20 protein-coding genes are annotated in these 24,558 nt (G+C 57.0%); 11 read left to right on the top strand and 9 right to left on the bottom strand.

Translation table 11 applies throughout. The features are described 5' to 3' along the window. Window positions 1-58 precede the first annotated feature (58 nt). The 8 genes from ASE07_RS30605 to ASE07_RS03845 form a co-directional block, all read right to left on the bottom strand. Window positions 59-3,568 (bottom strand): response regulator, encoded by a 3,510-nt coding sequence (locus ASE07_RS30605; RefSeq protein WP_442946045.1) that lies wholly within the window; start codon window positions 3,566-3,568, stop codon window positions 59-61. Beyond that, complete coding sequence (locus tag ASE07_RS30610) at window positions 3,516-4,412, bottom strand: HAMP domain-containing protein (RefSeq protein ID WP_442946046.1); 897 nt, start codon at window positions 4,410-4,412, stop codon at window positions 3,516-3,518. Before ASE07_RS30610 ends, ASE07_RS30605 begins: the two co-directional genes overlap by 53 nt. Next, window positions 4,409-5,863 (bottom strand): HAMP domain-containing protein, encoded by a 1,455-nt coding sequence (locus tag ASE07_RS30615; protein ID WP_442946047.1) that lies wholly within the window; start codon window positions 5,861-5,863, stop codon window positions 4,409-4,411. The genes ASE07_RS30610 and ASE07_RS30615 overlap by 4 nt, the downstream gene beginning before the upstream one ends. Window positions 5,864-6,269: 406 nt before the next feature. Beyond that, on the bottom strand, window positions 6,270-7,607 hold the full coding sequence (locus tag ASE07_RS03825) for an ATP-binding response regulator (RefSeq protein WP_057289487.1): 1,338 nt from the start codon (window positions 7,605-7,607) through the stop codon (window positions 6,270-6,272). Between the two features lie 256 nt (window positions 7,608-7,863). Further along, a complete protein-coding gene (gene pbpG, locus ASE07_RS03830) occupies window positions 7,864-8,979 on the bottom strand; it encodes a D-alanyl-D-alanine endopeptidase (RefSeq protein ID WP_057289488.1) in 1,116 nt (371 codons plus the stop codon). Between the two features lie 278 nt (window positions 8,980-9,257). After that, on the bottom strand, window positions 9,258-9,698 hold the full coding sequence (locus ASE07_RS03835; RefSeq protein ID WP_057289489.1) for an acyl-CoA thioesterase: 441 nt from the start codon (window positions 9,696-9,698) through the stop codon (window positions 9,258-9,260). Between the two features lie 3 nt (window positions 9,699-9,701). Continuing rightward, on the bottom strand, window positions 9,702-10,547 hold the full coding sequence (locus tag ASE07_RS03840) for a DMT family transporter (RefSeq protein WP_442946051.1): 846 nt from the start codon (window positions 10,545-10,547) through the stop codon (window positions 9,702-9,704). 59 nt (window positions 10,548-10,606) lie between these two features. Next, window positions 10,607-11,524: a histone deacetylase family protein gene (locus ASE07_RS03845; protein WP_057289491.1), complete on the bottom strand. Its 918-nt coding sequence runs from the start codon at window positions 11,522-11,524 to the stop codon at window positions 10,607-10,609. A 247-nt stretch (window positions 11,525-11,771) separates the two neighbouring features. On the opposite strand from ASE07_RS03845, the gene phaP reads away from it, so the two are divergent. Further along, entirely contained in the window at window positions 11,772-12,347 is a 576-nt protein-coding gene (gene phaP / locus ASE07_RS03850; RefSeq protein ID WP_057289492.1) for a TIGR01841 family phasin, read from the top strand. Window positions 12,348-12,438: 91 nt separating this feature from the next. Here the strand turns inward: phaP and ASE07_RS03855 are convergent, their stop codons facing one another. Continuing rightward, a complete protein-coding gene (locus ASE07_RS03855; RefSeq protein WP_057289493.1) occupies window positions 12,439-14,100 on the bottom strand; it encodes an ABC transporter permease in 1,662 nt (553 codons plus the stop codon). Window positions 14,101-14,191: 91 nt separating this feature from the next. Between ASE07_RS03855 and ASE07_RS03860 the strand changes: the two genes are divergently transcribed. The 10 genes from ASE07_RS03860 to ureC all read left to right on the top strand — a co-directional run bounded on the left by ASE07_RS03860 (window position 14,192) and on the right by ureC (window position 24,549). After that, window positions 14,192-15,328: an ABC transporter ATP-binding protein gene (locus tag ASE07_RS03860; RefSeq protein WP_057289596.1), complete on the top strand. Its 1,137-nt coding sequence runs from the start codon at window positions 14,192-14,194 to the stop codon at window positions 15,326-15,328. 299 nt (window positions 15,329-15,627) lie between these two features. After that, window positions 15,628-16,881: an urea ABC transporter substrate-binding protein gene (gene urtA / locus ASE07_RS03865; RefSeq protein WP_057289494.1), complete on the top strand. Its 1,254-nt coding sequence runs from the start codon at window positions 15,628-15,630 to the stop codon at window positions 16,879-16,881. 146 nt (window positions 16,882-17,027) lie between these two features. Continuing rightward, window positions 17,028-18,632, top strand: coding sequence for an urea ABC transporter permease subunit UrtB (urtB, locus tag ASE07_RS03870; protein WP_057289495.1), 1,605 nt, complete (start codon window positions 17,028-17,030; stop codon window positions 18,630-18,632). Then, the gene (gene urtC / locus ASE07_RS03875) at window positions 18,629-19,714 is read left to right on the top strand and encodes an urea ABC transporter permease subunit UrtC (protein WP_057289496.1); all 1,086 of its coding nucleotides are present in this window, start codon (window positions 18,629-18,631) and stop codon (window positions 19,712-19,714) included. The genes urtB and urtC overlap by 4 nt, the downstream gene beginning before the upstream one ends. Beyond that, on the top strand, window positions 19,711-20,556 hold the full coding sequence (gene urtD / locus ASE07_RS03880) for an urea ABC transporter ATP-binding protein UrtD (RefSeq protein WP_057289497.1): 846 nt from the start codon (window positions 19,711-19,713) through the stop codon (window positions 20,554-20,556). The genes urtC and urtD overlap by 4 nt, the downstream gene beginning before the upstream one ends. Before the next feature lie 52 nt (window positions 20,557-20,608). Beyond that, entirely contained in the window at window positions 20,609-21,307 is a 699-nt protein-coding gene (urtE, locus tag ASE07_RS03885; RefSeq protein ID WP_057289498.1) for an urea ABC transporter ATP-binding subunit UrtE, read from the top strand. A gap of 8 nt (window positions 21,308-21,315) precedes the next feature. Then, window positions 21,316-22,176: an urease accessory protein UreD gene (locus ASE07_RS03890; protein ID WP_057289499.1), complete on the top strand. Its 861-nt coding sequence runs from the start codon at window positions 21,316-21,318 to the stop codon at window positions 22,174-22,176. A 56-nt stretch (window positions 22,177-22,232) separates the two neighbouring features. Beyond that, window positions 22,233-22,535, top strand: coding sequence for an urease subunit gamma (locus ASE07_RS03895; protein WP_057289500.1), 303 nt, complete (start codon window positions 22,233-22,235; stop codon window positions 22,533-22,535). Between the two features lie 8 nt (window positions 22,536-22,543). Beyond that, the gene (locus tag ASE07_RS03900) at window positions 22,544-22,852 is read left to right on the top strand and encodes an urease subunit beta (protein ID WP_057289501.1); all 309 of its coding nucleotides are present in this window, start codon (window positions 22,544-22,546) and stop codon (window positions 22,850-22,852) included. Then, window positions 22,849-24,549, top strand: a complete 1,701-nt coding sequence (gene ureC, locus ASE07_RS03905; protein ID WP_057289502.1) for an urease subunit alpha — start codon at window positions 22,849-22,851, stop codon at window positions 24,547-24,549. The genes ASE07_RS03900 and ureC overlap by 4 nt, the downstream gene beginning before the upstream one ends. Window positions 24,550-24,558 lie beyond the last annotated feature (9 nt).

The following is a 24,558-nucleotide window of genomic DNA, read 5'->3' on the forward strand; positions in this document are numbered from 1 at the left end:
TAGTAGTCCTTTAGTAGTCCTTTAGTCCTTTAGTCCTCTGGTCCGTCGTGACTTGAGACTATTGATGGAGCCACACGCGCATGAGCGACAGTAACTGAGCGACGTCCACCGGCTTGGTGATGTAATCCGATGCGCCGGCAGCCAGGCACTTGTCGCGGTCACCCTTCATCGCTTTTGCCGTCAAGGTAATGATGGGCAGCGATTTGAACTTCGGAATTGCGCGTATCGCCCGCATGGTGTCGTAGCCGTCCATTTCCGGCATCATGATGTCCATCAGGACGATCTCGATAGTCGGGTCTTTTTCCAGCACTTCAATACCGTCGCGGCCGTTTTCTGCAAACAGCACTTTCATCTGTTGACGCTCGAGGACAGAACTCAGCGCAAAGATGTTACGCAGGTCATCGTCGACGATCAGTACCTTGCGCCCGACCAGCCCTCCATCGGACTCCTGGATATCGGCCAGCATGCGGCGCTGCATTTCCGGCAGACTGGTCGGCGAGCGATGCAGGAACAACGCGGTTTCGTCGAGCAGGCGTTCCGGCGAACGCGCATCCTTGATCACGATGGTTTTCGCGATACGCTTCAGGTTCGTGACTTCCTTGCGGCTCAGTTCCTTGGCCGTGTAAATCACCACCGGCAAATTGCGCAGGCTTGCATCGTCACCAATTTTTTCCAGCAATTCGAAGCCGTTGATATCCGGCAGAGTGAGATCAAGCACCATGCAATCGAACTGGTTGGCATGCAAGGCTTCCAGTGCCTCCTTGCCGCTTCCGACAGCAACGATATGCACGTCGCCGGTGCCGATCAGATTAACGATCGCGTCACGCTGCATCACATCGTCTTCAACCACGAGCAAGCTGCGCTTGCCGCGAATCAGGAACTGCTGAATTCGGGTAAATTCTTCCTGCAACCGTTCCCGATTCACCGGCTTGTGCAGGTAAGAAATTGCTCCCTGCCGAAGGACGCGCTCACGCTCCTTCAAGTTGGTCATCACATGCACCGGAATGTGACGGGTTCCGGGATCGCGCTTGAGGCGATCCAGCACAGTGAAACCATCGATGTCCGGCAAGTCAATGTCGAGCAGGATAGCGGCGGGCAGATAATCCCGGGCCAGTGTCAGCGCCGAATCGCCATGATGCGTCACGATGCCCTTGAAGTTCTTTTCGCGTGCGTAGTCGAGCAAGATACCGGCAAAGCGCGCATCGTCCTCGACGATCAGCACCGACGGGTCGCCAGGCGCGACGAGCGCACGGTCATCCGATGTGCTCTCAAACCCGGCCATCGAAGCCTGTACGCTGATCTGCGAGGGATGCAGTTCTTCGACATCGGTCACCTCGGCAGACGTATACATTGATGCCGCGTTTATTGCCATGGCAGGTGCTGACGCCTTCACCGTTTCCTGGTTAATGAACCCGGCGCGGTTGTAGGGCAGGAAAAGAGTAAACGTACTTCCTACTCCGACCACACTCTCAACGCGGATTTCACCGCCAAGCAAACGGGCCAGCTCACGGCTGATCGACAGACCAAGGCCGGTACCGCCATATTTACGCGCGGTACTGCCGTCAGCTTGCTGGAAAGCTTCAAAGATAAGTTGCAGCTTGTCGGACGCGATACCGACACCTGTATCCGTGACGGAGAATGCAAGCACCGCGTCGGCGTGATTCAGGTTCGGATGATCGGACGTCCAGCCTGTCAGCGCGCGCCCAATGTGCAATGACACTTCGCCATGGCTGGTGAATTTGAATGCGTTGGACAACAGGTTCTTCAGGATCTGCTGGAGACGCGTGGTGTCGGTCATCATCGCGACCGGCAATTCGTCGGCCAGATCGACCGAGAAGTTCAACTGTTTTGCTTCGGCCATGTGACGGAAAGTCCGCTCGACATAGCCGGAGAGCGTACGGAAACGATACTCGCTGAGTTCCAGCGTCACGGTACCCGATTCGATCTTCGACAGGTCCAGAATGTCGTTGATCAGTGTCAGCAGGTCGCTGCCCGAGCCATAAATGGTCTTTGCGAATTCGACCTGACGTTCGCTGAGGTTGCCGTCAGGGTTGTCCGAAAGCTGCTGGGCAAGAATCAGCAAACTGTTGAGCGGGGTACGGAGTTCATGCGACATGTTGGCAAGGAACTCGGACTTGTACTTGGACGACAGGGCCAGCTGTGTGGCTTTTTCTTCCAGCGCCAGTTTCGCCTGTTCCACCTCGCGGTTCTTGCGCTCCACCTCGATGTTCTGTTCAGACAGCAAGCGTGCTTTTTCCGCCAGCTCAAGGTTGGTCTGCTGCAGCTCTTGCGCCAGCGACTGGGACTGAGTCAGCAAGCTCTCGGTACGGCTGTTCGCTTCAATGGTGTTCAACACGACGCCGATCGATTCCATCAACTGGTCAAGGAACCAGAGGTGGGTTTCGGTAAAGCGATCGAGCGACGCAATTTCAATCACGGCCTTGACCTGTTGCTCGAACAAGATCGGCAAGACCACGATGTTGGTCGGTGGCGCAGCGCCGAGGCCGGACGACACCTGGATGTAGTCACGTGGCACATTGGTCAGCCAGATACGCTGCTTCTCGAGCGCGCATTGTCCAACCAGGCCTTCGCCCGGCAGGAAGGACGTCGACAGCTTGCGACTGGAACGATAACCGTAGCTGGCGATCATGCGCAGGCGGGCATCCTGTTCCTGCGAGTCCATCATGTAGAACACGCCGTGGTGTGCCGATACCAGCGGCGCCAGTTCCGACAGGATCAGCGTGGTCACGGCGGTCAGATCGCGCTGGCCCTGCAGCAACCGGGTAAAGCGCGCAAGGTTGGTTTTCAGCCAATCCTGCTGCGCGTTCTTCTGCGTCGTTTCTTTCAGGTTGCGGATCATCTCATTGATGTTGTCCTTGAGGTCCGCTACCTCGCCTCGGGCTTCCACCTGGATCGAGCGTGACAAGTCGCCTCGCGTCACCGCAGTCGCCACTTCCGCAATCGCACGTACCTGCGTGGTCAGGTTTGCCGCAAGCTGGTTAACGTTTTCCGTCAAGTCTTTCCAGGTACCGGATGCGCCCGGCACCGATGCCTGCCCGCCCAGCTTACCTTCGACACCCACCTCACGCGCCACAGTGGTTGCCTGGTCCGCGAACACCGCGAGGGTATCGGTCATTTCGTTGATCGTATTGGCGAGCGCCGCGATTTCGCCTCGCGCCGCCACGGTCAGTTTCTTCTTCAGGTCACCGTTCGCCACTGCCGTCACCACGCCCGCGATACCGCGCACCTGCGCAGTGAGGTTTGCCGCCATGAAGTTCACGTTGTCGGTCAAATCCTTCCACGTACCGGCCGCGCCTTCGACCTGCGCCTGACCACCGAGCTTGCCTTCAGTACCCACTTCTCGCGCCACACGAGTGACTTCCGATGCAAATGAAGACAACTGGTCCACCATCACGTTGATGGTGTTTTTGAGTTCAAGAATCTCGCCCTTCACGTCCACCGTAATCTTCTTCGACAAGTCGCCCCGCGCCACCGCCGTCGTCACTTCCGCAATGTTACGCACCTGGCCCGTCAGGTTGGACGCCATGAAGTTCACGTTGTCCGTCAAGTCCTTCCACGTACCGCGCCACCGCCGTCGTCACTTCCGCAATGTTACGCACCTGGCCCGTCAGGTTGGACGCCATGAAGTTCACGTTGTCCGTCAAGTCCTTCCACGTACCGGATGCACCAGGAACGTTCGCCTGTCCACCGAGACGGCCTTCGGTACCCACTTCACGCGCCACGCGGGTGACCTCCGATGCGAAGGAACGCAGCTGGTCCACCATGGTGTTGATCGTGTCCTTGAGCTGCAAGATCTCGCCGCGCACGTCCACCGTAATCTTCTTCGACAAGTCACCGTTGGCCACCGCTGTGGTCACGTCCGCGATGTTACGCACCTGCGATGTCAGGTTACCGGCCATCGAGTTCACCGAGTCGGTCAAGTCCTCAGGTCGCGCTGCGTGTTTTCGATCACCTTTGCCGCTTCCGATGGTGTTTTTGAGTTCAAGAATCTCGCCCTTCACGTCCACCGTAATCTTCTTCGACAAGTCGCCCCGCGCCACCGCCGTCGTCACTTCCGCAATGTTACGCACCTGGCCCGTCAGGTTGGACGCCATGAAGTTCACGTTGTCCGTCAAGTCCTTCCACGTACCGCCGACGCCTTTCACCTGCGCCTGACCACCGAGCTTGCCTTCGGTACCCACTTCACGCGCCACACGGGTGACTTCCGATGCGAACGAGTTCAACTGGTCCACCATCACGTTGATGGTGTTCTTCAGTTCGAAAATCTCGCCGCGCACGTCCACCGTAATCTTCTTCGACAAGTCACCGTTCGCCACCGCTGTGGTCACGTCCGCGATGTTACGCACCTGCGATGTCAGGTTACCGGCCATCGAGTTCACCGAGTCGGTCAAGTCCTTCCAGGTACCTGCTGTCCACCGAGCTTGCCTTCGGTACCCACTTCTCGCGCCACACGGGTTACTTCCGACGCGAACGAGTTCAACTGGTCTACCATCACGTTGATGGTGTTTTTCAGTTCAAGAATCTCGCCCTTCACGTCCACCGTAATCTTCTTCGACAAGTCACCGTTGGCCACCGCTGTGGTCACGTCTGCGATGTTACGCACCTGCGCAGTCAGGTTACCGGCCATCGAGTTCACCGAGTCGGTCAAGTCTTTCCAGGTACCCGCAACGCCAGGCACCCTTGCCTGACCACCGAGCTTGCCTTCGGTACCCACTTCTCGCGCCACGCGCGTTACTTCCGATGCAAATGAAGACAACTGGTCCACCATCACGTTGATCGTGTCTTTGAGCTCAAGAATCTCGCCCTTCACGTCCACCGTAATCTTCTTCGACAAGTCACCGTTCGCCACTGCCGTCGTCACTTCCGCAATGTTACGCACCTGGCCCGTCAGGTTGAACGCCATGAAGTTCACGTTGTCGGTCAAGTCCTTCCACGTACCGCCGACGCCCGGCACATACGCCTGACCACCGAGCTTGCCTTCGGTACCCACTTCACGCGCCACACGGGTCACTTCCGATGCGAAGGAGCGCAGTTGGTCCACCATGGTGTTGATCGTGTCCTTGAGCTGCAGGATCTCGCCGCGCACGTCCACCGTAATCTTCTTCGACAAGTCACCGTTGGCCACCGCTGTGGTCACGTCCGCGATGTTACGCACCTGCGATGTCAGGTTACCGGCCATCGAGTTCACCGAGTCGGTCAAGTCCGCCACCGCTGTGGTCACGTCCGCGATGTTACGCACCTGCGATGTCAGGTTACCGGCCATCGAGTTCACCGAGTCGGTCAAGTCCTTCCAGGTACCTGCAACGCCCGGCACGTTGGCCTGTCCGCCGAGCTTGCCTTCGGTACCCACTTCACGCGCCACGCGCGTTACCTCCGACGCGAATGAAGACAACTGGTCCACCATCGTGTTTGCCGTGGATGCCGCACGCAAGAATTGCCCCTTGAGCGGCCTGCCGTCCACATCGAGCGCCATGGTTTGGGAAAGGTCGCCTTTTGCGACCGCGCCAATGACACGTGCCATTTCGGTAGTTGGGTGTACCAGGTCATCGATCAGGGTATTCACCGATTTGACGATGGTCGCCCATCCGCCGGCGACACTTGGCACCGATGCACGCTGCGTGAGACGCCCTTCCCGACCGACAACGCGGCTCACTTCCGTGATTTCACGGGTAAGCTGCTCGTTGGTTTCCATGATGTCATTCAGGATATCGGCGATCTTGCCAGCCAGGCCGGTCAGATCGGACGGCATCCGGATCGAGAAATCGCCTTTTTTCAGCGCGGTCAAAACACCAAGCAGCAGCTTGGCATCCAGCTCGTCGGTCAACTTCGTCCTGGTATCCATTTACAGTCTCCGATGCTTCATGCAAGGTTCAAATTGAGTGACGCAGCGCCCATGCCGGGCCGCCTGTTAGCCTGTTAATTAGTTCGGTCAAGTACGAATGAAGCAGCATGGCTACCGTTACCGAAACGGCACAGCCAGCAGCCAGCAAGGCATTATCGCAAGCATAATCTGGTAAAGAGTGTTGTGCATATTGAATTGCCTCGTACGCAGAATGTCACTGCGGACAACATGTCGCGTGAGCTCATTTCCAAAAAGCAAGGAATCCCGTATTTTGTGCTAAACAGTGATGACAGGCAATTAAAGCGCTTGGCAAAAATCGGCAAGACGACCGATATTTGAGGAAAATCAAACTAGCCAACACGTCGCAGATGCGCCGGTTATGTGATCCGTACCGGAAAGCGTCCCGTCAGGCTACGTCCACCTTGCGCCGACTGATGGAAGTCCGTTTGCGAGCCGGTTTTTGAGTAAGCGGAACATCGGTTGCACGACGGTCATAATTGGCCGGCGAACCGTCCGCTGCGACGAAAGATATGCCGGATCCATGCTCAGTGTTTTCGAGCGGGATCGATACGGTTAGCGTGGTGCCGATGTCCTGCCCGGTATTAATCGCAAAGTCTCCGCCTAGGGTGCTGACGCGTTCCTTGATACCGACAAGCCCAAAGGAATTTGCTTTTCGCCGGCATCCAGGGAAGATACCTACGCCATTGTCTGCGATGCTCATCAGCAGACGCGATCCCGTATGTTCGAGCTTAATCGTGGCCTTGGATGCCCGTGCGTGCCGGAACACGTTGTTCAATGATTCCTGCAGAATACGAAACAACGCAGTCGCCCTGCCATCATCCATCACCAATTCGGCTTCAGGCATGAGAAGTTCGCAGGTAATGCCGGTACGACGCTGGAATTCCTTGACCTGCCATTCGAACGCCGCGTTCAAGCCCAGATCAAGCACAGTCGGCCGCAAGTTGTTGATAATGGCGCGCATGGCTTTCATGGTGCTGTCGATATGGTCAAGGACCGAATGCACCTTCTTGTTCAGCTTGGGGTGGGTGGCGCCGGTGCGCGCATGCAGCATGGCGATATCGATACGCAGCGCCAGCAGGTTCTGCCCCAGCTCGTCGTGAATCTCACGCGCGATACGCTTGCGCTCATCTTCTTTGATGCGTTCCTGATAACTAGCCAGCTGGCGCAGCTCTTCCTGCGATTGCCGCAATGCCTCTTCGGCAAGGCGCCGCTCGTTGATATGCTCCAAATCCTGTTTACGCTGTTCCTTGAGGTCGAGGTTCAGCTTTTCGAGTTCTTGTTTTTGATGCTGAAGCTGTAGATTTTTCTTGGCCAGTTCAACGAAGACGGCGACTTTGGTCTGCAGGATTTGCGGAATGATCGGCGTAAACAGATAATCAACGGCACCGCGCTGGTAGCCCTTGAGCCGATTCATTTCATCAGCGTAATGCGCGGTCACGAAAATAATTGGCACCGCAGCGGAGCGAGGGTGCGAGTGAATTGCCTCGGCCGCTTCAAAACCATCCATGCTTGGCATGCTGACATCAAGCAGGATTACCGCAAAATCATTGGTCAATACTTGACGCAATGCTTCTTCGCCCGAGCGTGCGGTGATGACTTCATAGTCTTCACGGTCGGTGAGCAGGCTGGCGAGGGCAAGCAGGCTCGCCGCATCGTCATTGACAAGTAGGACCTTGGGTGTAAACACAGGTGATGAAGGCTTTTGCAATAGAAAGGCGGCCATGATTAACCTGCAAGTCCACAGCCGATGACTGCAGCGCGAAGGTCTTGAGGCCGCCGTTCGTAATGGTTAATAAAAACTTCTGCACGAAGTTGTATGAGCGGGCTTCAGCGCCTTTTTGGCATTACATTACAGAAACATTCCGCCCATCACCACAAACCAATGTAACATAAAATCGGCTTACCCCTCTTGCGCGTGCATCGCGCACGTGGCGCGGACAACACGCGCAGCCCGCCTTCAAACAAGTTAAGTATCGAGATCAGCTTTGATTTGCAGAGGCCTGAACGACCGTCTCCGGCCGCATATTGGCGAGCCATTTGCGAATACGTCCAGCATCGGCGAGACGGGAATCTTTGCCTTTTGAATCAAGAAACACCATGACGACCGGGCGGCCATCGATGCGTGTCTGCATGACCAGACAACGACCGGCTTCCGAAATATAGCCGGTCTTTTGCAGGCCGATTTCCCAGTCCGGATTCATCACCAGACGATTGGAATTCATGTACTGCAGCTGATGGCCAGTGCCGGTAGCGACCGCATAGCGCGCATCGGTAGAGTACTCGCGGATGATTGGGTGCTGATAAGCGGCGACCACGAGTCTGGAGAGATCACGCGCGCTCGCGATGTTCTGACTGGACAGACCGGTCGAATCGACAAAATGCGTATCCGCCATGCCGAGTGCCTTTGCCTTGGCATTCATGGCCGCAACAAAGGCAGTCAGTCCGCCCGGATAATGGCGACCGAGCGCCGACGCTGCGCGATTTTCGGAACTCATGAGAGCGATATGCAACATGTTGGCACGCGTCATATGCGCTCCAACACGCAGGCGGGAACTGCTGTTTTTTTCACGGTCGACGTCATCGGATGTAACTTCAAGAATTTCATCCATGTTTTGACGTGCTTCGACGACCACGACAGCAGTCATCAGCTTTGTCAGAGAAGCGATCGGCAGGGCAACCTTGGCATTCTTCTCAAACAGAACCTGAGATGTCACTTGGTCAATGACTACCGCAGCACTGGATTTCAATCCGACAGCGTCGCGGGTCAGATTCAGGCCAGCGATGTCGCCGGCTGTCAGAACTGGTGGAGCAGGCGGCGTGGACGGAATGGGCGGCGCAAATGAAACACGTTGATATCCCGACTTGTGAGGACGCTTGTGTGCGACGGCACCACGTATGGAAGTCTTGACAATCGGGTGGGAGGCTTTGAGTGCAGTTGCTTTCTTACTTTTGACAGCCGCTTTTTTCACCACCTGCTTTTTGCCGGTTTTCGCCGTTTTAGCGGTTTTGGCAGTCGAGCTCTGCGCACTCGCAGCAGGTGCAGCCACGCTCAACGCAACTAAAGAAATAAAGACACCCAGCGCGGACCTGAACATCTGCACCTCTCCCTGATTTTACATGCCGGCATTATATCTTGCAGTCTAGCAAAATAGTGAAAATCAGCAAGCAAATTAGGAGCTTAGCGCAGGCTATTAAACAAAATTCTTACAAGTCGTTGAGAAATCGCAATCTTGAGACGACCGCATTCCGACGCTGCCATCAATGCTATATCGACCCAGCGTGCTCTCGGCGTGCAACGCACGAAACGTAGCGACGGTGTACCGTCCGCCCCCTGCCAACAGAGGATTTTAATACCGGCAGGGGCCGTCGAGGTTCAGGAGGGTGCGACTTCGACTGTCTTTAACAGCGCGCGCATTGCCTCGGGAATGGCACTTGGTTTTCGTGACTCCCGGTCGACGTAGACGTGCACGAAATGTCCCTGCGCAGAGGCCGTATCCTCTTCTTCCTTAAAGATCCCGACCTCGTAACGCACACTTGAATTACCAAGTTTTGTTACTCGAAGGCCTGCCGTGATCGGTTCAGGAAAAGCAACCGACGCAAAGTAGTTGCACTGCGTTTCAATCACCAGCCCAATGACCGGGCTACGTTCCACGTCGAGTACGCCGTTGGCGATCAGGAACTGATTGACGACTGTGTCGAACCAGCTGTAGTACACCACATTGTTTACGTGTCCATAAGCGTCGTTGTCCATCCAACGCGTCGTAATTGTGTGAAAGTGCTTGAAGTCGGACCGTTTTTTTGCTTCAACCCGCATACGTTATTTTCTCACTACCAAAGCCACTCCAATGACGGCCAGCACCATGCCGAACATGCCAACGATGCTGAACGCCTCCCCGAACATCGCCCACGCCATCACCGCAGTGGTTGGCGGGGTCAGATACAACAAACTGGTCACCTGCGTCGCCGCGCTTTTTCGGATCAGGGCAAACAACAGGAATATCGCGCCGATCGACAGTGCCAGGATGGACCACACTAAGGCACCGACGAAACGCGGCGTCCATTGCACGGTGTCGAGCAGAGGAGTAAGCCCCTCAAACATGATCGCCAGCGGTAACACGACGACAATGGAGGCGGCAAACTGGATGATCGTCCCGGTTCGCAGGTCGAAGCTTGCGCAATAACGCTTTTGATAAAGCGTCCCTATCGTGATCGACAGCAGCGCAAACACACACAGTGCAATGGTTTGCCATGATAAGCCGATCAGCGAAATCTTGTTGGCGACTACCAGGCCAACGCCGCAAATACCGAACCCCAATCCTATCCATTGGCGTCCCCGTACCGATTCGCCGACGAGAGGTGCGGCAAACGCAGTAAGGATGGGCTGCATGCCGACAATCAGGGCTGATAAGCCCGCCGGCATGCCAAGCTTGATGGCGCACCAGACGCCCCCAAGATAGCCGGCCTGAACCAGAATTCCCGCCAGCGCAATATGACCGATTCGTCCATGCGGCCAAGGCGCGCGCATGATGAACACGAGCGGCAGCAGTACCGCCAGAACGCCAAGGAAGCGCAGAAGCAGAAAAGTCAGCGGTGGCGCATAAGGCAATCCGAACTTGGCGACGATAAAGCCCGTGCTCCAGATCAGGACAAACACGAACGGCATGGCCGACAGCCAGGGACTTTGCGAAGACTGCACAATGGACTCGGATGATACTGAAGAACTCATGAATGGGGGGTGACCTGCGTGGGCCATATATAGTGTGATGCGATACCGATAGTCTGGACGTGGATTGCAACAGTGTCTTGGATGTTCTTGCCATAACCGCCGGCCATGGCAATGGCGACTGGAGTCTGCCTTTCAGCCGCATGGTCCAGTACCATGCGGTCGCGTGCCGCCAATCCCTGCATGGTCAATTGCAGGCGTCCCAGCCGATCATCTTCGTGCGGATCGGCACCGGCCAGGTAGATGATGAGGTCGGGCGAAAACCGATGCCTCATCGAGGCGAGCGCCTGTTCCAGAGCAGTCAGGTAAGCCTCATCGCCGGTCCCATCCGGCAAAGCGACATCCAGATCGCTGGACTCCTTCCTGAATGGATAATTGTGTTCGCCATGAAGCGACAGCGTAAAGACGGAGTCGTCGCTGGCGAGGATGGATGCCGTTCCGTTTCCCTGATGGACGTCGAGATCGACGATAGCCACGCGCCTGGCGCGCCGCTCAGCTTGCATGAGCCGGGCAGCGATGGCTGCGTCATTAAATACGCAAAAGCCTTCGCCGTGATCGGCGTAAGCGTGATGTGTACCGCCTGCCAGGTTAACGGCGACGCCCGATTCTAGCGCCATGCGGCAGGCGCTGATGGTAGCGCCTGCGGAACGCCGGGAGCGTTCGACCATCTGGGGTGTCCATGGGAAGCCAATTGCCTTTTGCTCCGCAGTCGACAGGCTGCCATTCGAGACACGCTCTATATAAGAGGGATGATGAGCAAGTGCAAGAACCCCGTCCGTGGTGAAGGGGGCTTCGTGAAACTCTATCGAGGGGACGTTTACCTGCACGCCTTCACGCACCAGCCGATATTTCTGCATCGGGAAACAATGCCCTTCAGGCAGGGGGAGAACGAAATGATCGCTGTAGAACGCTTTCACTGAGCAGGGCGGAGTAATCGGGACAAGCTGGCGAGTTTATCACGCAGTCACAAACGAACACTTTTCAGAGAAATCTAAATAGAAGTCAATCAACCTGCCAGTCTCGTCATTTTTGTGCTTCGCAACAAAGTTGTTGACTGCTCCCAAGTTTTAATGAAAAATGTGTTTGTTGCGACGCACAAAAAAGAGATGGGCTGTGTGTCACATTTCCCAAATTTGAGCCGTATTTTCTCTTTAGGAGACCGTCATGTTTGCCATTCCCGAGCAGTTTTCCGCGACTTCCAAAGCTAACTTCGAAGCACAGCTTGCCTTGTTTAACAGCCTGACCGCCAAGACCTTTGAAGGCGTCGAGAAGCTTATCGAACTCAACCTGAACACCGCAAAAGCTTCCCTGGAAGAATCCAATGCTGCAGCGAAACAATTGTTGAGCGTGAAGGACCCGCAAGAATGGCTGTCTCTGGCTACTGCGCAAGCACAGCCAAACACAGAAAAAGCCCTCGCATTCGGCCGTCAGCTGAGCGCAATCACCAGCGGCGTGCAGGCCGAATTCGCCAAGGCTGCAGAAAGCCAGATCGCCGACAACAGCCGCAAGCTGCTTGAGTTACTGGAAGAAGTCACCAAGAATGCTCCCGCCGGTTCAGAAAATGCGATCGCCCTGTTTAAATCCGCGATCGGCAACGCCAGCGCCGGTTACCAGCAGTTCACCAAGTCCACCAAGCAAGCTGTCGAAACGATTGAAGCGAACGTCAACAATGCGGTGACGCAGTTTGCACAGCCTGCAGCGACTGCTGCCAAGGCAGCGGCACGTACAGCGAAAAAGTAATCGGCATTAGCCGGTAAGTAAAATAGCCCCGCAACGCGGGGCTATTTTTTTGTCCACACGACGATCCGCACGAGGTTGAAACGTGCTGTCTTTAGCGATCGGCTTTTGCGATGGAACGCGCAAGGACAGCCACTGGGATGAATGCGATCAATACGATGGTCAGTGCCGGCAACGCCGCTTCGCCAAGACGCTCATCGGCGGCCAGCTGGTAAGTAATCACGGCCAGGGTATCGAAATTGAATGGCCGTATCGTTAGTGTCGCCGGCAGTTCCTTGATCACATCCACGAACACCAGCAATCCGGCGGTCGCAACGCTACGCCATAACAAAGGCGCATGCACCCTCAGCAGCATGGAGCCAATGCCATGCCCGAGGACTCGCGCACTGGCGTCCATACTGGGTGTAATCTTGGTCAGGCCGGCTTGCACAGTCTGGTACGACACGGACAGAAAGCGCACCAGATAGGCGTACACAAGCGCCGCCGCGCTACCGGTCAGGACCAATCCCAGGCCACGTTCAGCACTCCAGGCATCGAGCCGCGACAGGGGAATCAGGATACCGACTGCAATGACAGCGCCGGGGACTGCGTAGCCCATGCTGACAACGCGGTTGGATATCGCCTGCAGCTGACTGCGTGTCACACGCGCCGCATAAGCCAAAAGCACGCAAACCACAATGGCGATCAGCGCCGTCACGCCGGCGAGCAGAACGCTGTTATATAGCCAGCCATAGAAACGCTCCCCAAACTCGACCGAATCCTCACGCGCGACCAGGCGAAGCAGAATCCCAACCGGCACCAGAAAACCGACGAATACCGGCAATGCGCAAAATACCGCTGCGCCCGCCGCATGAATTCCGTTGAGGCGCAGTGGGATTTGTAGCCGGGTACGACTTCCCACCGCGTAATAACGTGCGCGCCCACGGCTGGTCTGCTCGAGTAGCATGAGCAGCGTGATGGCCATCAGCAGCACGGCGGCAATCTGGGCTGCAGCGGCGCGGTCAGAGAATGCATACCAGGACTTGTAAATCCCCGTGGTCAGGGTGGGCACGCCGAAATAGGCCACCGCGCCATAATCGGCCAGCGTTTCCATCAGGGCCAGCGCAATGCCGGCGACAGCAGCAGGCCGGGCCAACGGCAGACTGACCTTGACAAATGCCTCCCATGGTCCAGCGCCCAAAGTGCGGGCCGCATCCCACATCCGGGGACTACGCTCCAGAAAGGCTGTCCGGGCCAGCAGATAAACATATGGATACAGCACCATCGCAAACACGATTCCGGCGCCGCCGATGGAACGGATCTCGGGAAACCAATATTCCCTCGCCTGCCAGCCGAATGTTGCGCGCAACGCTGACTGTACCGGTCCGGAAAACTGCAGGAAATCCGTATAGGCATAGGCGACGACGTACGCGGGCATTGCCAGTGGCAGGATCAGGGCCCATTCGAATATCCGTTTACCGGGGAAATCAAACACAGCCACGAGCCAGGCACAGCCTACTCCACCCATGCCGCCCAGCACCGCGACAATTGCCGCAATGGCAAGACTGTTGAAAAGATATTCAGGCAGGACAGTTGCCCACAGGTGACTAAAGGTGCCTGTACCACTTGCGGACGCATCGCCTGTGGCAAGCAGATTGGACAGTACGCCAATAATCGGAATGCCAACCAGAATGGCTACTGCTAGGGATATGAGCAGCAAAGGATGGATACGGCCTCTGCCTATGTGGCTTTGGCGGCCGCCACGCGGGAGCGCCATCGGAATACGCTGGAAATCCACAATCGCCTGTCTAGGTAGGTAAATGAGAATTATAATCAATATCGAATTCCAAACCAGCAATCCTATGCCTATGAATACGCCGTATTTTTCTCCAGAGGTCTCAGAGGTCCCCGAGGTCCCAGAAGTCCATTTACGGGTCCAATCCATCCGCGTGGGCTACCCACTTGGCAGATCGATCCAGGAAATTGTTCATGGCTTGTCCTTTTCCTTGGGCAGGGGCGAAATTGGCTGCCTGCTCGGACCTTCGGGCTGTGGGAAGACCACGGTGTTACGGGCCATCGCCGGCTTTGAGTCCGTGCTGGACGGGAGTATTTCGCTTGGCGGCCGCGAATTGAGCAATCCAACCCGAACAGATGCCCCGGAAACCCGCCATGTCGGCGTGGTGTTTCAAGACTATGCCCTCTTCCCGCATTTATCGGTCTGGGAAAACATCGCCTTCGGCTTGCGCAAATTGTCTGCCAGCGAACGCAAGACACGTGTCGACCGCCTGCTGGGTATTGTCGGCCTGGCTACCCACGCACGCCAATATCCGCATGAGCTCTCGGGAGGCCAGCAGCAGCGCGTCGCCCTTGCACGGGCGCTGGCGCCACAACCGGACCTGCTTCTGCTGGACGAGCCCTTCTCCAATCTTGACGTCGATCTGCGCGAACGGCTTGCACTGGAAGTACGGGACATCCTCAAGGAACTCGGGACGACTGCCGTGCTGGTCACCCATGACCAGCATGAAGCATTCGCGATTGCCGACCAAATCGGTGTGATGCATCAGGGTGTGATCGTCCAATGGGACAACGCTTACAACCTTTATCATCGACCCGGTGATCGCTTTGTCGCCGACTTCATTGGACAAGGAGTGTTCGCTCCAGGCACTGTCGATTTGCCAAGGCAGCAGGTGCATATCGAGCTTGGAAGCCTGCCGCTGTGGCAGGGTATTGATGTATGCGGCACCGGTGATAAGGAACAGGAACGTGTCGATGTTTTGCTGAGGGCCGACGACGTCATTCATGACGACGCAAGTTCGCTGCAGGCAGAGGTTGTACGCAAGGCATTCCGCGGTGCCGAGTTCTTGTACACCCTCAAACTCCCAAGCGGACAGGCGCTGCTGGCGTTGGTGCCTTCGCATCATGACCATGCGATCGGGGAGAAGATCGGCATACGATTAGGCGCTGATCACGTGGTGACCTTCCCTGCCGAGCCTGAAGCGTCGTGAAATCTAAATAAAAGACAAGCAGGTCTTCCATGCACCACGACACCGCTTTGCGCATGAGCGAAATCAAACCTCGCCGCACGGCAGACGTGCGACACACGGTTTACGCACCAATACAGTAAGCACAATCCCGAAAAGAGGGCGCTGCCGGCGGCTGCACTGTCATCCAGCGCACTCTTATCGCGCATATTCAACATGCAACACGGGGCACTCCTCCGGGTCATGCTTGGCACGCAAACTGCTAAAGATTGCTTGCGAGCTATCGCACACCATCGACCCCATTAATTACAGTAGGAGCAAAAATGTCTCGTCGCACCCTCTTGAAAGCGACCGCAGCCGGCGCTTTGATGCTTACCGCGTCCGCCTGGATGCCGCAAGCCCTGGCCGCCGACACCATTAAGGTCGGTATCCTTCATTCGCTGTCAGGCACGATGGCGATTTCCGAAACGTCGTTGAAAGACGTGGCCTTGATGACGATCGACGAGATCAATGCCAAGGGCGGCGTGATGGGCAAGAAGCTCGAGGCGGTCGTCGTCGACCCGGCATCGAACTGGCCCCTGTTTGCCGAAAAGGCACGACAGCTGGTGACACAGGACAAGGTGGCGGTGGTGTTTGGCTGCTGGACGTCGGTTTCGCGCAAGTCCGTGCTGCCGGTCTTCAAGGAGCTCAACAGCCTGCTGTTCTATCCGGTCCAGTATGAAGGCGAAGAGCTGGAAAAGAACGTGTTCTACACCGGCGCAGCGCCGAACCAGCAAGCGATCCCCGCAGTGGAATACCTGATGTCGAAAGACGGCGGCGGCGCCAAGCGCTTCGTCCTGCTCGGCACTGACTACGTGTACCCACGTACCACGAACAAGATCCTGCGCGCTTTCCTGAAGTCCAAGGGCGTGAAGGAATCCGATATCGATGAAGTCTACACACCGTTCGGTCATTCGGACTACCAGACCATCGTTGCCAACATCAAGAAGTTCTCTTCCGGCGGCAAGACCGCGGTGATCTCCACGATCAACGGTGATTCCAACGTACCGTTTTACAAGGAACTCGGCAATGCAGGCCTGAAGGCAACCGACGTACCGGTTGTTGCGTTCTCGGTTGGTGAAGAAGAATTGCGTGGCGTCGACACCAAGCCGCTGGTCGGCCACCTCGCTGCATGGAATTATTTCCAGTCGGTGAAGAACCCGGTCAACGATTCCTTCATCAAGCAATGGAAAGCTTACGCCGCAGAGAAGAAGCTGCCGAATGCCAGCACCGTTGTCACCAACGATCCGATGGAAGCCACTTACGTCGGCATCCATATGTGGAAGCAGGCTGTCGAGAAGGCCAAGTCGACCGATACCGACAAGGTGATCGCAGCGATGGGCGGCCAAACCTTCAAGTCACCTTCCGGCTTTGAACTGACCATGGACAAGACCAACCACCACCTGCACAAGCCGGTGATGATCGGCGAAATCAAGCCGGACGGCCAGTTCAGCGTCGTATGGAAGACAAAGGGCCCGATCCGCGCGCAACCATGGAGCCCGTTCATTGCAGGTAATGAGGCCAAGCAAAAGATGTAATTTGCCTTGACTACATCCCTGTGTCCTTGACGAACTAAAGGGCATGTAAGGGAAGCCGTACTACGGGCCGGAGCGTGGCTCCTTGTTCCACACTCCGGCCTTTTTACGCCTGTCGTTTTTGTGAGTTGCTTGCCAAGACATCGCAAATGAAATCTATCAAACACTTATTCGCTATTGGATGGTTGTGCGCAACGGCGCTCACGGCCCATGCGGCGATTGATCCGGCGCTGCTGAATCCGCTGGCAGGTGACGATCCCGATGCGCGCATCGAAGCCGTCAACAAGATTGCGGCGCTCGCCAATGACGATGCGTTCAAGCTGCTGAACGCACTGAAGAATGACAGCCTGTATGCCAACCCCGATGGACATGTTTTCATCGTGGAAGATAAAAAAGCCTACGATCCCGAAACCGGTAATCCGGTACCGATGCCGGATGGCATCGACGGCATTACCGTGAATAACCGCCTGCGTGGTGCCGTGGAAGGCGCGCTGTCAGGCTTCCGTCTGCTCTCCCCTGACAATTCGGAACGGCTGGCCGCCGCACTGGCGATGCAAAAAGGCGCTGATCCCGGTCAGCTGCCGCTGATCACCAAGGCGCTGGAAAAGGAAACCGATCCAGAAATCAAATCGGTGCTGCAGATGGTCGCCGCAACGGCGAACCTGCAGTCTCCGGATGCCGCAACGCGCAAGGCCGCGGTCGAAGCGCTCAAGGGCAGCTCGAACGCCAGCCTTAAACCCGCGCTGGAAAAAATGCTGGAAAAAAATCCGGACGGCACCTATATCGAACCGGATGAATCAGTGCGTGTTGCCGCCGTCGGCACCATCAGCGCAATCAATGCGCGGCTGGCCCGCACCGAGTTTGTCGGCAACCTGTTCTATGGCGTCTCGCTTGGCAGCGTGCTGCTGCTTGCGGCACTCGGCCTTGCGATTACGTTTGGTCTGATGGGCATCATCAACATGGCACACGGCGAACTGCTGATGATTGGCGCGTACACCACGTATGTATGCCAGTCACTGTTCCGCCATTACATGCCGGGTGCAATCGACTATTACCTGCTCGTGGCACTGCCTGCCGCTTTTCTTGTGGCCGGCGGGGTCGGCATCATCCTGGAACGCACCGTCATCCGCTGGCTGTATGGGCGTCCGCTGGAAACGCTGTTGTGCACTTGGGGCATCAGCCTGATGCTGATGCAGCTCGTGCGTTCGATCTTCGGTGCGCAGAACGTCGAGGTTGCCAATCCCTCGTGGATGTCAGGCGGCGTCACGGTGATGGGTTCGCTGGTGCTGTCGTATAACCGCATCGTCATTATTTTCTTTGCGATGTTTGTCGTTGCCGCTGTCTGGGTAATTTTGAACAAGACACGGCTCGGTTTGTTCGTGCGTGCGGTGACGCAGAATCGCCGCATGGCGGATTGTGTCGGCGTTTCCACCGGCAAGATCGACATGATGACCTTCGGCCTCGGTTCCGGTATCGCCGGCCTTGGTGGCGTCGCGTTGTCGCAGCTCGGCAATGTCGGTCCGGATCTTGGACAAGGCTATATCGTCGACTCCTTCATGGTGGTCGTGCTGGGCGGCGTCGGTCAACTTGCCGGCACCGTAATCGCGGCGATCGGCCTCGGCGAGGTCAACAAGTTCCTCGAACCGGTCGCGGGCGCAGTGCTGGCGAAGATTGCCATCCTTGTCTTCATCATCGTTTTCATCCAGAAACGTCCGCAAGGATTGTTTGCCATGAAAGGCCGGAGCGCAGAATGACTTCTTCCCTCTTTTCCCGTCCGGCCTGGGCCGGTATCGTAGTGTGCGCCGCGTTGCTGGCACTGCTACCCATCCTGAATCTTTCCTTTCCTTCCGGGCACGCGTTGCATGTGTCGAGTTATACCGTCGCATTGATCGGCAAGTTCATGTGCTACGCGATGGCGGCACTGGCTCTCGACCTGGTCTGGGGCTATACCGGCATCCTTTCGCTCGGCCATGGCGTGTTCTTTGCACTCGGCGGTTATGCACATGGCATGTACCTAATGCGTGCCATCGGCAAGGACGGGGTGTACCAGAGCAACCTGCCGGACTTTATGGTTTTCCTCGACTGGAAAACCTATCCCTGGTACTGGTCGTTTACCGACAGCTTCTGGTATTGCATGGCCTTGGTGGTGCTGGTTCCGGGCGTGCTTGCCTTCGTGTTCGGTTATTTCGCTTTCCGTTCGCGTATCAAGGGCGTGTATTTTTCCATCATCACCCAGGCGATGACCTTTGCCTTCATGCTGCTGTTCTTCCGTAACAATACGGGTTTTGGTGGCAACAATGGCTTCACCGACTTCAAGCGGATTCTCGGCTTCTCGATTACCGAGCCGACAACCAAGGCGGCGCTGTACATCATCACGCTGGCGGTGTTGCTTGGCGCATTGTTGCTGTGCCGCTGGATTGTCACCTCCAAGCTGGGTCGTGTATTGCAGGGCGTGCGCGATGCCGAATCGCGACTGATGTTCATCGGTTATAACCCGCTGTGGTTCAAGCTCTTCGTGTGGACCCTGTCCGCCGTATTGTGCGGAATCGCAGGCGCCTTGTATGTGCCGCAGGTCGGCATCATCAATCCGTCCGAAATGTCCCCTGGCAATTCCATCGAGATGGTGATCTGGGCCGCGGTGGGTGGCCGTGGTTCACTGCTGGGTCCGATCATCGGCGCGTTCTCGGTCAACGGATTGAAGAGTTGGTTCACCGCCGCCTTCCCGGACCTCTGGCTGTATGCCCTGGGCCTGATCTTTATTCTTGTCACGCTGTTCATGCCGCAAGGCATACTCGGCCTGACACGAAAACTCCAGAAGACACGGGAGGCAGCATGAACGACCTGTCGAAAAACGTCGAGTTCCCGGTACAGACGGGGCATGCTGAACACGGCACCTCGTACGGCCGTATCAAGCAGGAAGGCGTCGATACGACGCACGGTGCGATCCTGTACCTGGAAGACATCACCGTCTCGTTCGATGGCTTCAAGGCGATCAACAAGCTGAACCTGGATATCTCGGTAGGCGAACTGCGCTGCATCATCGGGCCCAACGGTGCCGGCAAGACGACGATGATGGATGTCATTACCGGCAAGACGCGGCCGGCATCGGGTACCGCCTACTTCGGCCAGACCATGGATCTGACCAAGATGACCGAATATCACATCGCGCACGCGGGTATCGGCCGAAAGTTCCAGCGTCCGACCGTATTCGAGCAGCACACGGTGTTCGAGAATCTTGAACTTGCGATGAAGATGGATAAGCGAGTCAAGCCGACGCTGTTCTTCCGCCTTACGTCCGAGCAGAAAGGCAAGATCGAAGAGATCCTCAAGCTGATACGTCTCAACGGCCAGGAGCATCGCCTCGCCGGCCTGCTGTCTCATGGCCAGAAGCAGTGGCTGGAGATCGGCATGCTGCTCATGCAGGAACCCAAGCTCTTGCTGCTCGATGAACCGGTCGCCGGCATGTCGGATGCCGAGACCGCGCGTACCGCGGAGTTGCTCAACGAATTGCGCGGCAAGCATTCCATCATGGTGGTGGAACATGACATGGCCTTCGTCAACGAGATCGCGCGCGACGGCAAGGTCACGGTGTTGCATGAAGGCTCGGTGCTTGCCGAAGGCACGATGCAGCAGGTGCAGGCCGACGAAAGGGTCATCGAAGTGTATCTGGGCCGATAGCGGCGTATGAAGCACGCACGTCGCCATCCATCAACCTGACGGAATCTCTCTCATGCTCAACGTCGAAAAACTGAATCAGTATTACGGCTCTTCCCATACGCTGCGCGGTGTCTCGCTGGAACTGGAAAAAGGACAATGCCTTGCGCTGCTCGGCCGCAACGGTGTCGGCAAGACTACCCTGCTGAAATGCCTGATGGGCGTGCTGCCAGTGGCGGGCGGACAGGTCAAGCTGGAAAACCGCGATATCACCAGACTGACGCCGCATGAACGCGCTAAACTCGGTATCGCTTATGTGCCGCAAGGGCGGGAGATTTTTGCGCGCCTGACGGTCGAAGAAAACCTGCTGATGGGAATGGCAATCAAGCCGGGCAGGCAGGCGTCAAAGATTCGCAGCGAAGTCTTTGAATTGTTTCCGGTGCTGAAGGAAATGCTGCACCGGCGTGGCGGCGATTTATCGGGCGGCCAACAGCAACAGTTAGCGATCGCACGTGCCCTGCTTGCCGATCCCAAACTCATCATCCTCGACGAGCCAACCGAAGGCATCCAGCCCTCCATCATCAAGGACATCGGCCGCGTCATCCGCTTGCTGCGCGAACGCGGCGATATGGCCATCCTGCTGTGCGAGCAATACTTCGACTTTGCACATGAGTTGGCGGACAAGTTTCTTGTCATGTCACGCGGTGAAGTCGTCGCCGCAGGCACACAAGCCGAGATGAACGGGGACGACGTCAAGCGTCACTTGGCGGTATAGTCTTGCCGATGAAGCGCATCGCTACAGATCCAGTTCTTGCTCCACCTTCGCATGCCCGGTGGCAAGCCCAGCTAACGCTCGGGTTCGTATCCGACCGCGATACCACGCGCCTGATGGAACGCACGCATAGGGGTCCGCTGCGGGTGCAGAAGCCACTGTATCCCGAAGGTGGGCAGGTTTGTCATGCGATCGTCGTGCACCCGCCCGGCGGCGTGGTAGGCGGCGATGAACTCCGCATTGATGCCAGCGTCGGCCAGAATGCCGGCGCCTTGTTGACCACGCCCGGCGCAGCGAAATGGTACAAGGCCAACGGTCACATCTCTCGACAGGACGTGCACTTGCAAGCGGGCGACAGCGCCACGCTGGAATGGCTGCCACAGGAGACGATATTCTTCGACGCCGCGCATGTCCGGCTGGACACGGCGATAGAACTTGGAACGGACGCGACGTATATCGGAACTGAAATCCTTTGCTTTGGACGCACCGCCTCCGGCGAATCCTTCGATAGCGGCATGGTCGAGCAAAAGACCAGCATCCGTCGCGACGGCAAGCTGCTGTGGTTTGAGCAAGGCATGCTGGCAGCCGGTAGTGCGGCAATGACGAGCCCGCTCGGACTGGCAGGCAATACCGTGTGCGCGACACTGATCGCGGTAGGCAAACCGCTTGCCGCCAGCATGATGGCAACGCTGCGTGAAGCCGACGTGAGCGACGGCGCATTTGGTGTCACGCAAATGAAATCCGTCATCGTCGCGCGCTATCTCGGACACTCGAGCCAGACCGCAAGGCGACTGATGATGCACACCTGGCAGCGACTGCGCCCGGCCCTTACCGGCCGGGAAGCCGTCGTACCGCGTATCTGGAACACCTGACCTGATATGCCTGATTACCGGATCCGGGATCGGATTAACCTACTAGGAGAAAATGGATGGAGCTGACTCCACGCGAAAAAGACAAACTCCTCATCTTCACTGCTGCCCTGCTTGCTGAAAGGCGCAAGGCACGCGGCCTGAAACTGAATTATCCCGAAGCGGTCGCGCTCATCACCGCCGCCATCATGGAAGGAGCGCGCGATGGCAGGACTGTCGCCGAACTGATGTCCGAAGGCACACGCATCCTGACACGCAATGACGTCATGGACGGCGTGGCCGAGATGATTCCCGATATCCAGGTCGAAGCCACCTTCCCCGACGGCACCAAGCTGGTGACTGTCCACCATCCGATCCCATAGGAGGCCACATGATTCCAGGAGAAATGCTGGTTGAACCCGGCGACATCGAACTCAATGCCGGCCGCGCGACAGTCACCGTGACGGTCGCCAATAGCGGCGACCGCCCGATCCAGGTGGGCTCGCACTTCCATTTTTTTGAAGTCAACCCGGCACTGCAATTCGACCGTCAGCTTGGCTATGGCATGCGGCTCAATATCGCCGCCGGCACGGCGGTCCGCTTTGAACCCGGACAGCAGCGCACGGTCGAGCTGCTCGCCCTGGGAGGGGATCGTACCGTGTACGGTTTTAACGGCAAAGTGATGGGGAAACTCAAATGACAAAAATTTCTCGTCAGGCGTATGCCGAAATGTTCGGGCCAACCGTGGGTGACCGGGTAAGGCTCGCCGATACCGAACTGTTCATTGAAGTCGAGAAGGATTTCACCACCTACGGCGAAGAAGTGAAATTCGGCGGCGGCAAGGTGATCCGTGACGGCATGGGCCAGTCGCAGCGCAATCACAAGGATGTGATGGACACCGTGATTACCAATGCGCTGATCGTCGACCATTGGGGCATTGTCAAGGCCGACATTGGATTGAAAAGCGGACGCATCGCCGGCATCGGCAAGGCTGGCAATCCCGATATTCAGCCGGACGTCACCATGGCCATTGGCGGCGCCACGGAAATCATTGCCGGCGAAGGCATGATCGTGACAGCGGGCGGCATCGATTCGCACATTCACTTTATCTGTCCCCAACAGATCGAAGAAGCACTGATGTCGGGCGTCACGACGATGCTCGGCGGAGGTACCGGCCCGGCGGTTGGTACGGCGGCGACCACATGCACGCCGGGTCCCTGGCATATTCATTCGATGCTGGCTGCAGCCGATGCCTTTCCCATGAATCTTGGCTTTCTCGGCAAGGGCAATGTCAGCCTGCCAGTACCGCTGGAAGAGCAAATCCGCGCCGGTGCCATTGGGCTCAAACTGCATGAAGACTGGGGCACGACGCCGGCCGCCATCGACAATTGCCTTTCGGTCGCCGACCGTATGGACGTGCAGGTAGCGATCCATACCGACACGCTGAATGAAGGCGGCTTTCTCGAGCACACGCTGGCGGCATTCAAGGATAGAACCATCCACACTTTCCATACCGAAGGTGCGGGCGGCGGTCATGCGCCTGACATCATTGCGGCAGTGGGGCAAGGCAATGTCCTGCCATCTTCAACCAATCCGACGCGACCGTACACGGTCAATACGCTGGATGAACATCTCGACATGCTGATGGTCTGTCACCATCTGGATCCGGCGATTGCGGAAGACGTTGCATTCGCGGAGTCACGCATCCGACGTGAAACCATTGCCGCCGAAGATATCCTGCATGACCTCGGTGCGATTTCGATGATGTCTTCCGACTCCCAGGCAATGGGCCGCGTGGGCGAAGTCATCATGCGCACCTGGCAGACCGCACACAAGATGAAAGTGCAACGCGGCTCCCTCGCTGAAGACAGCTCGCGCAGCGACAACTTCCGCGTCAAGCGTTACATCGCCAAGTACACGATCAACCCGGCGATCACGCACGGAATTTCGCATGTGGTTGGCTCGCTGGAAGTCGGCAAGATTGCCGACATCGTGTTGTGGAAGCCAGCATTCTTCGGCGTAAAGCCGTCGATGATCCTGAAGAGCGGCATGATTGCCGCTGCACAGATGGGCGATCCGAATGCGTCGATTCCGACGCCGCAGCCGGTGCACTACCGGATGATGTTCGGTGCCTTCGGCGGGGCGCTGCGCACTTCCTTCACCTTCGTTTCGCAGGCGGCAATCGATGCGGGAATAGGCGATGCGCTCAAGCTCAGCAAGTCCTTGATCGCGGTAAAGAACACCCGCCAGGTGCGCAAGGCCGACATGATCCATAACGGATTGACGCCGCGCATGGAAGTCGACCCCGAGACCTATGAAGTACGCGCCGATGGTGAACTGCTGGTGTGCGAACCGGCGAAGGTCTTGCCGATGGCACAACGTTACTTCCTGTTCTGACATTTATCG

It is taken from the genome of Noviherbaspirillum sp. Root189, assembly GCF_001428545.1.
Lineage (GTDB): Bacteria > Pseudomonadota > Gammaproteobacteria > Burkholderiales > Burkholderiaceae_D > Noviherbaspirillum.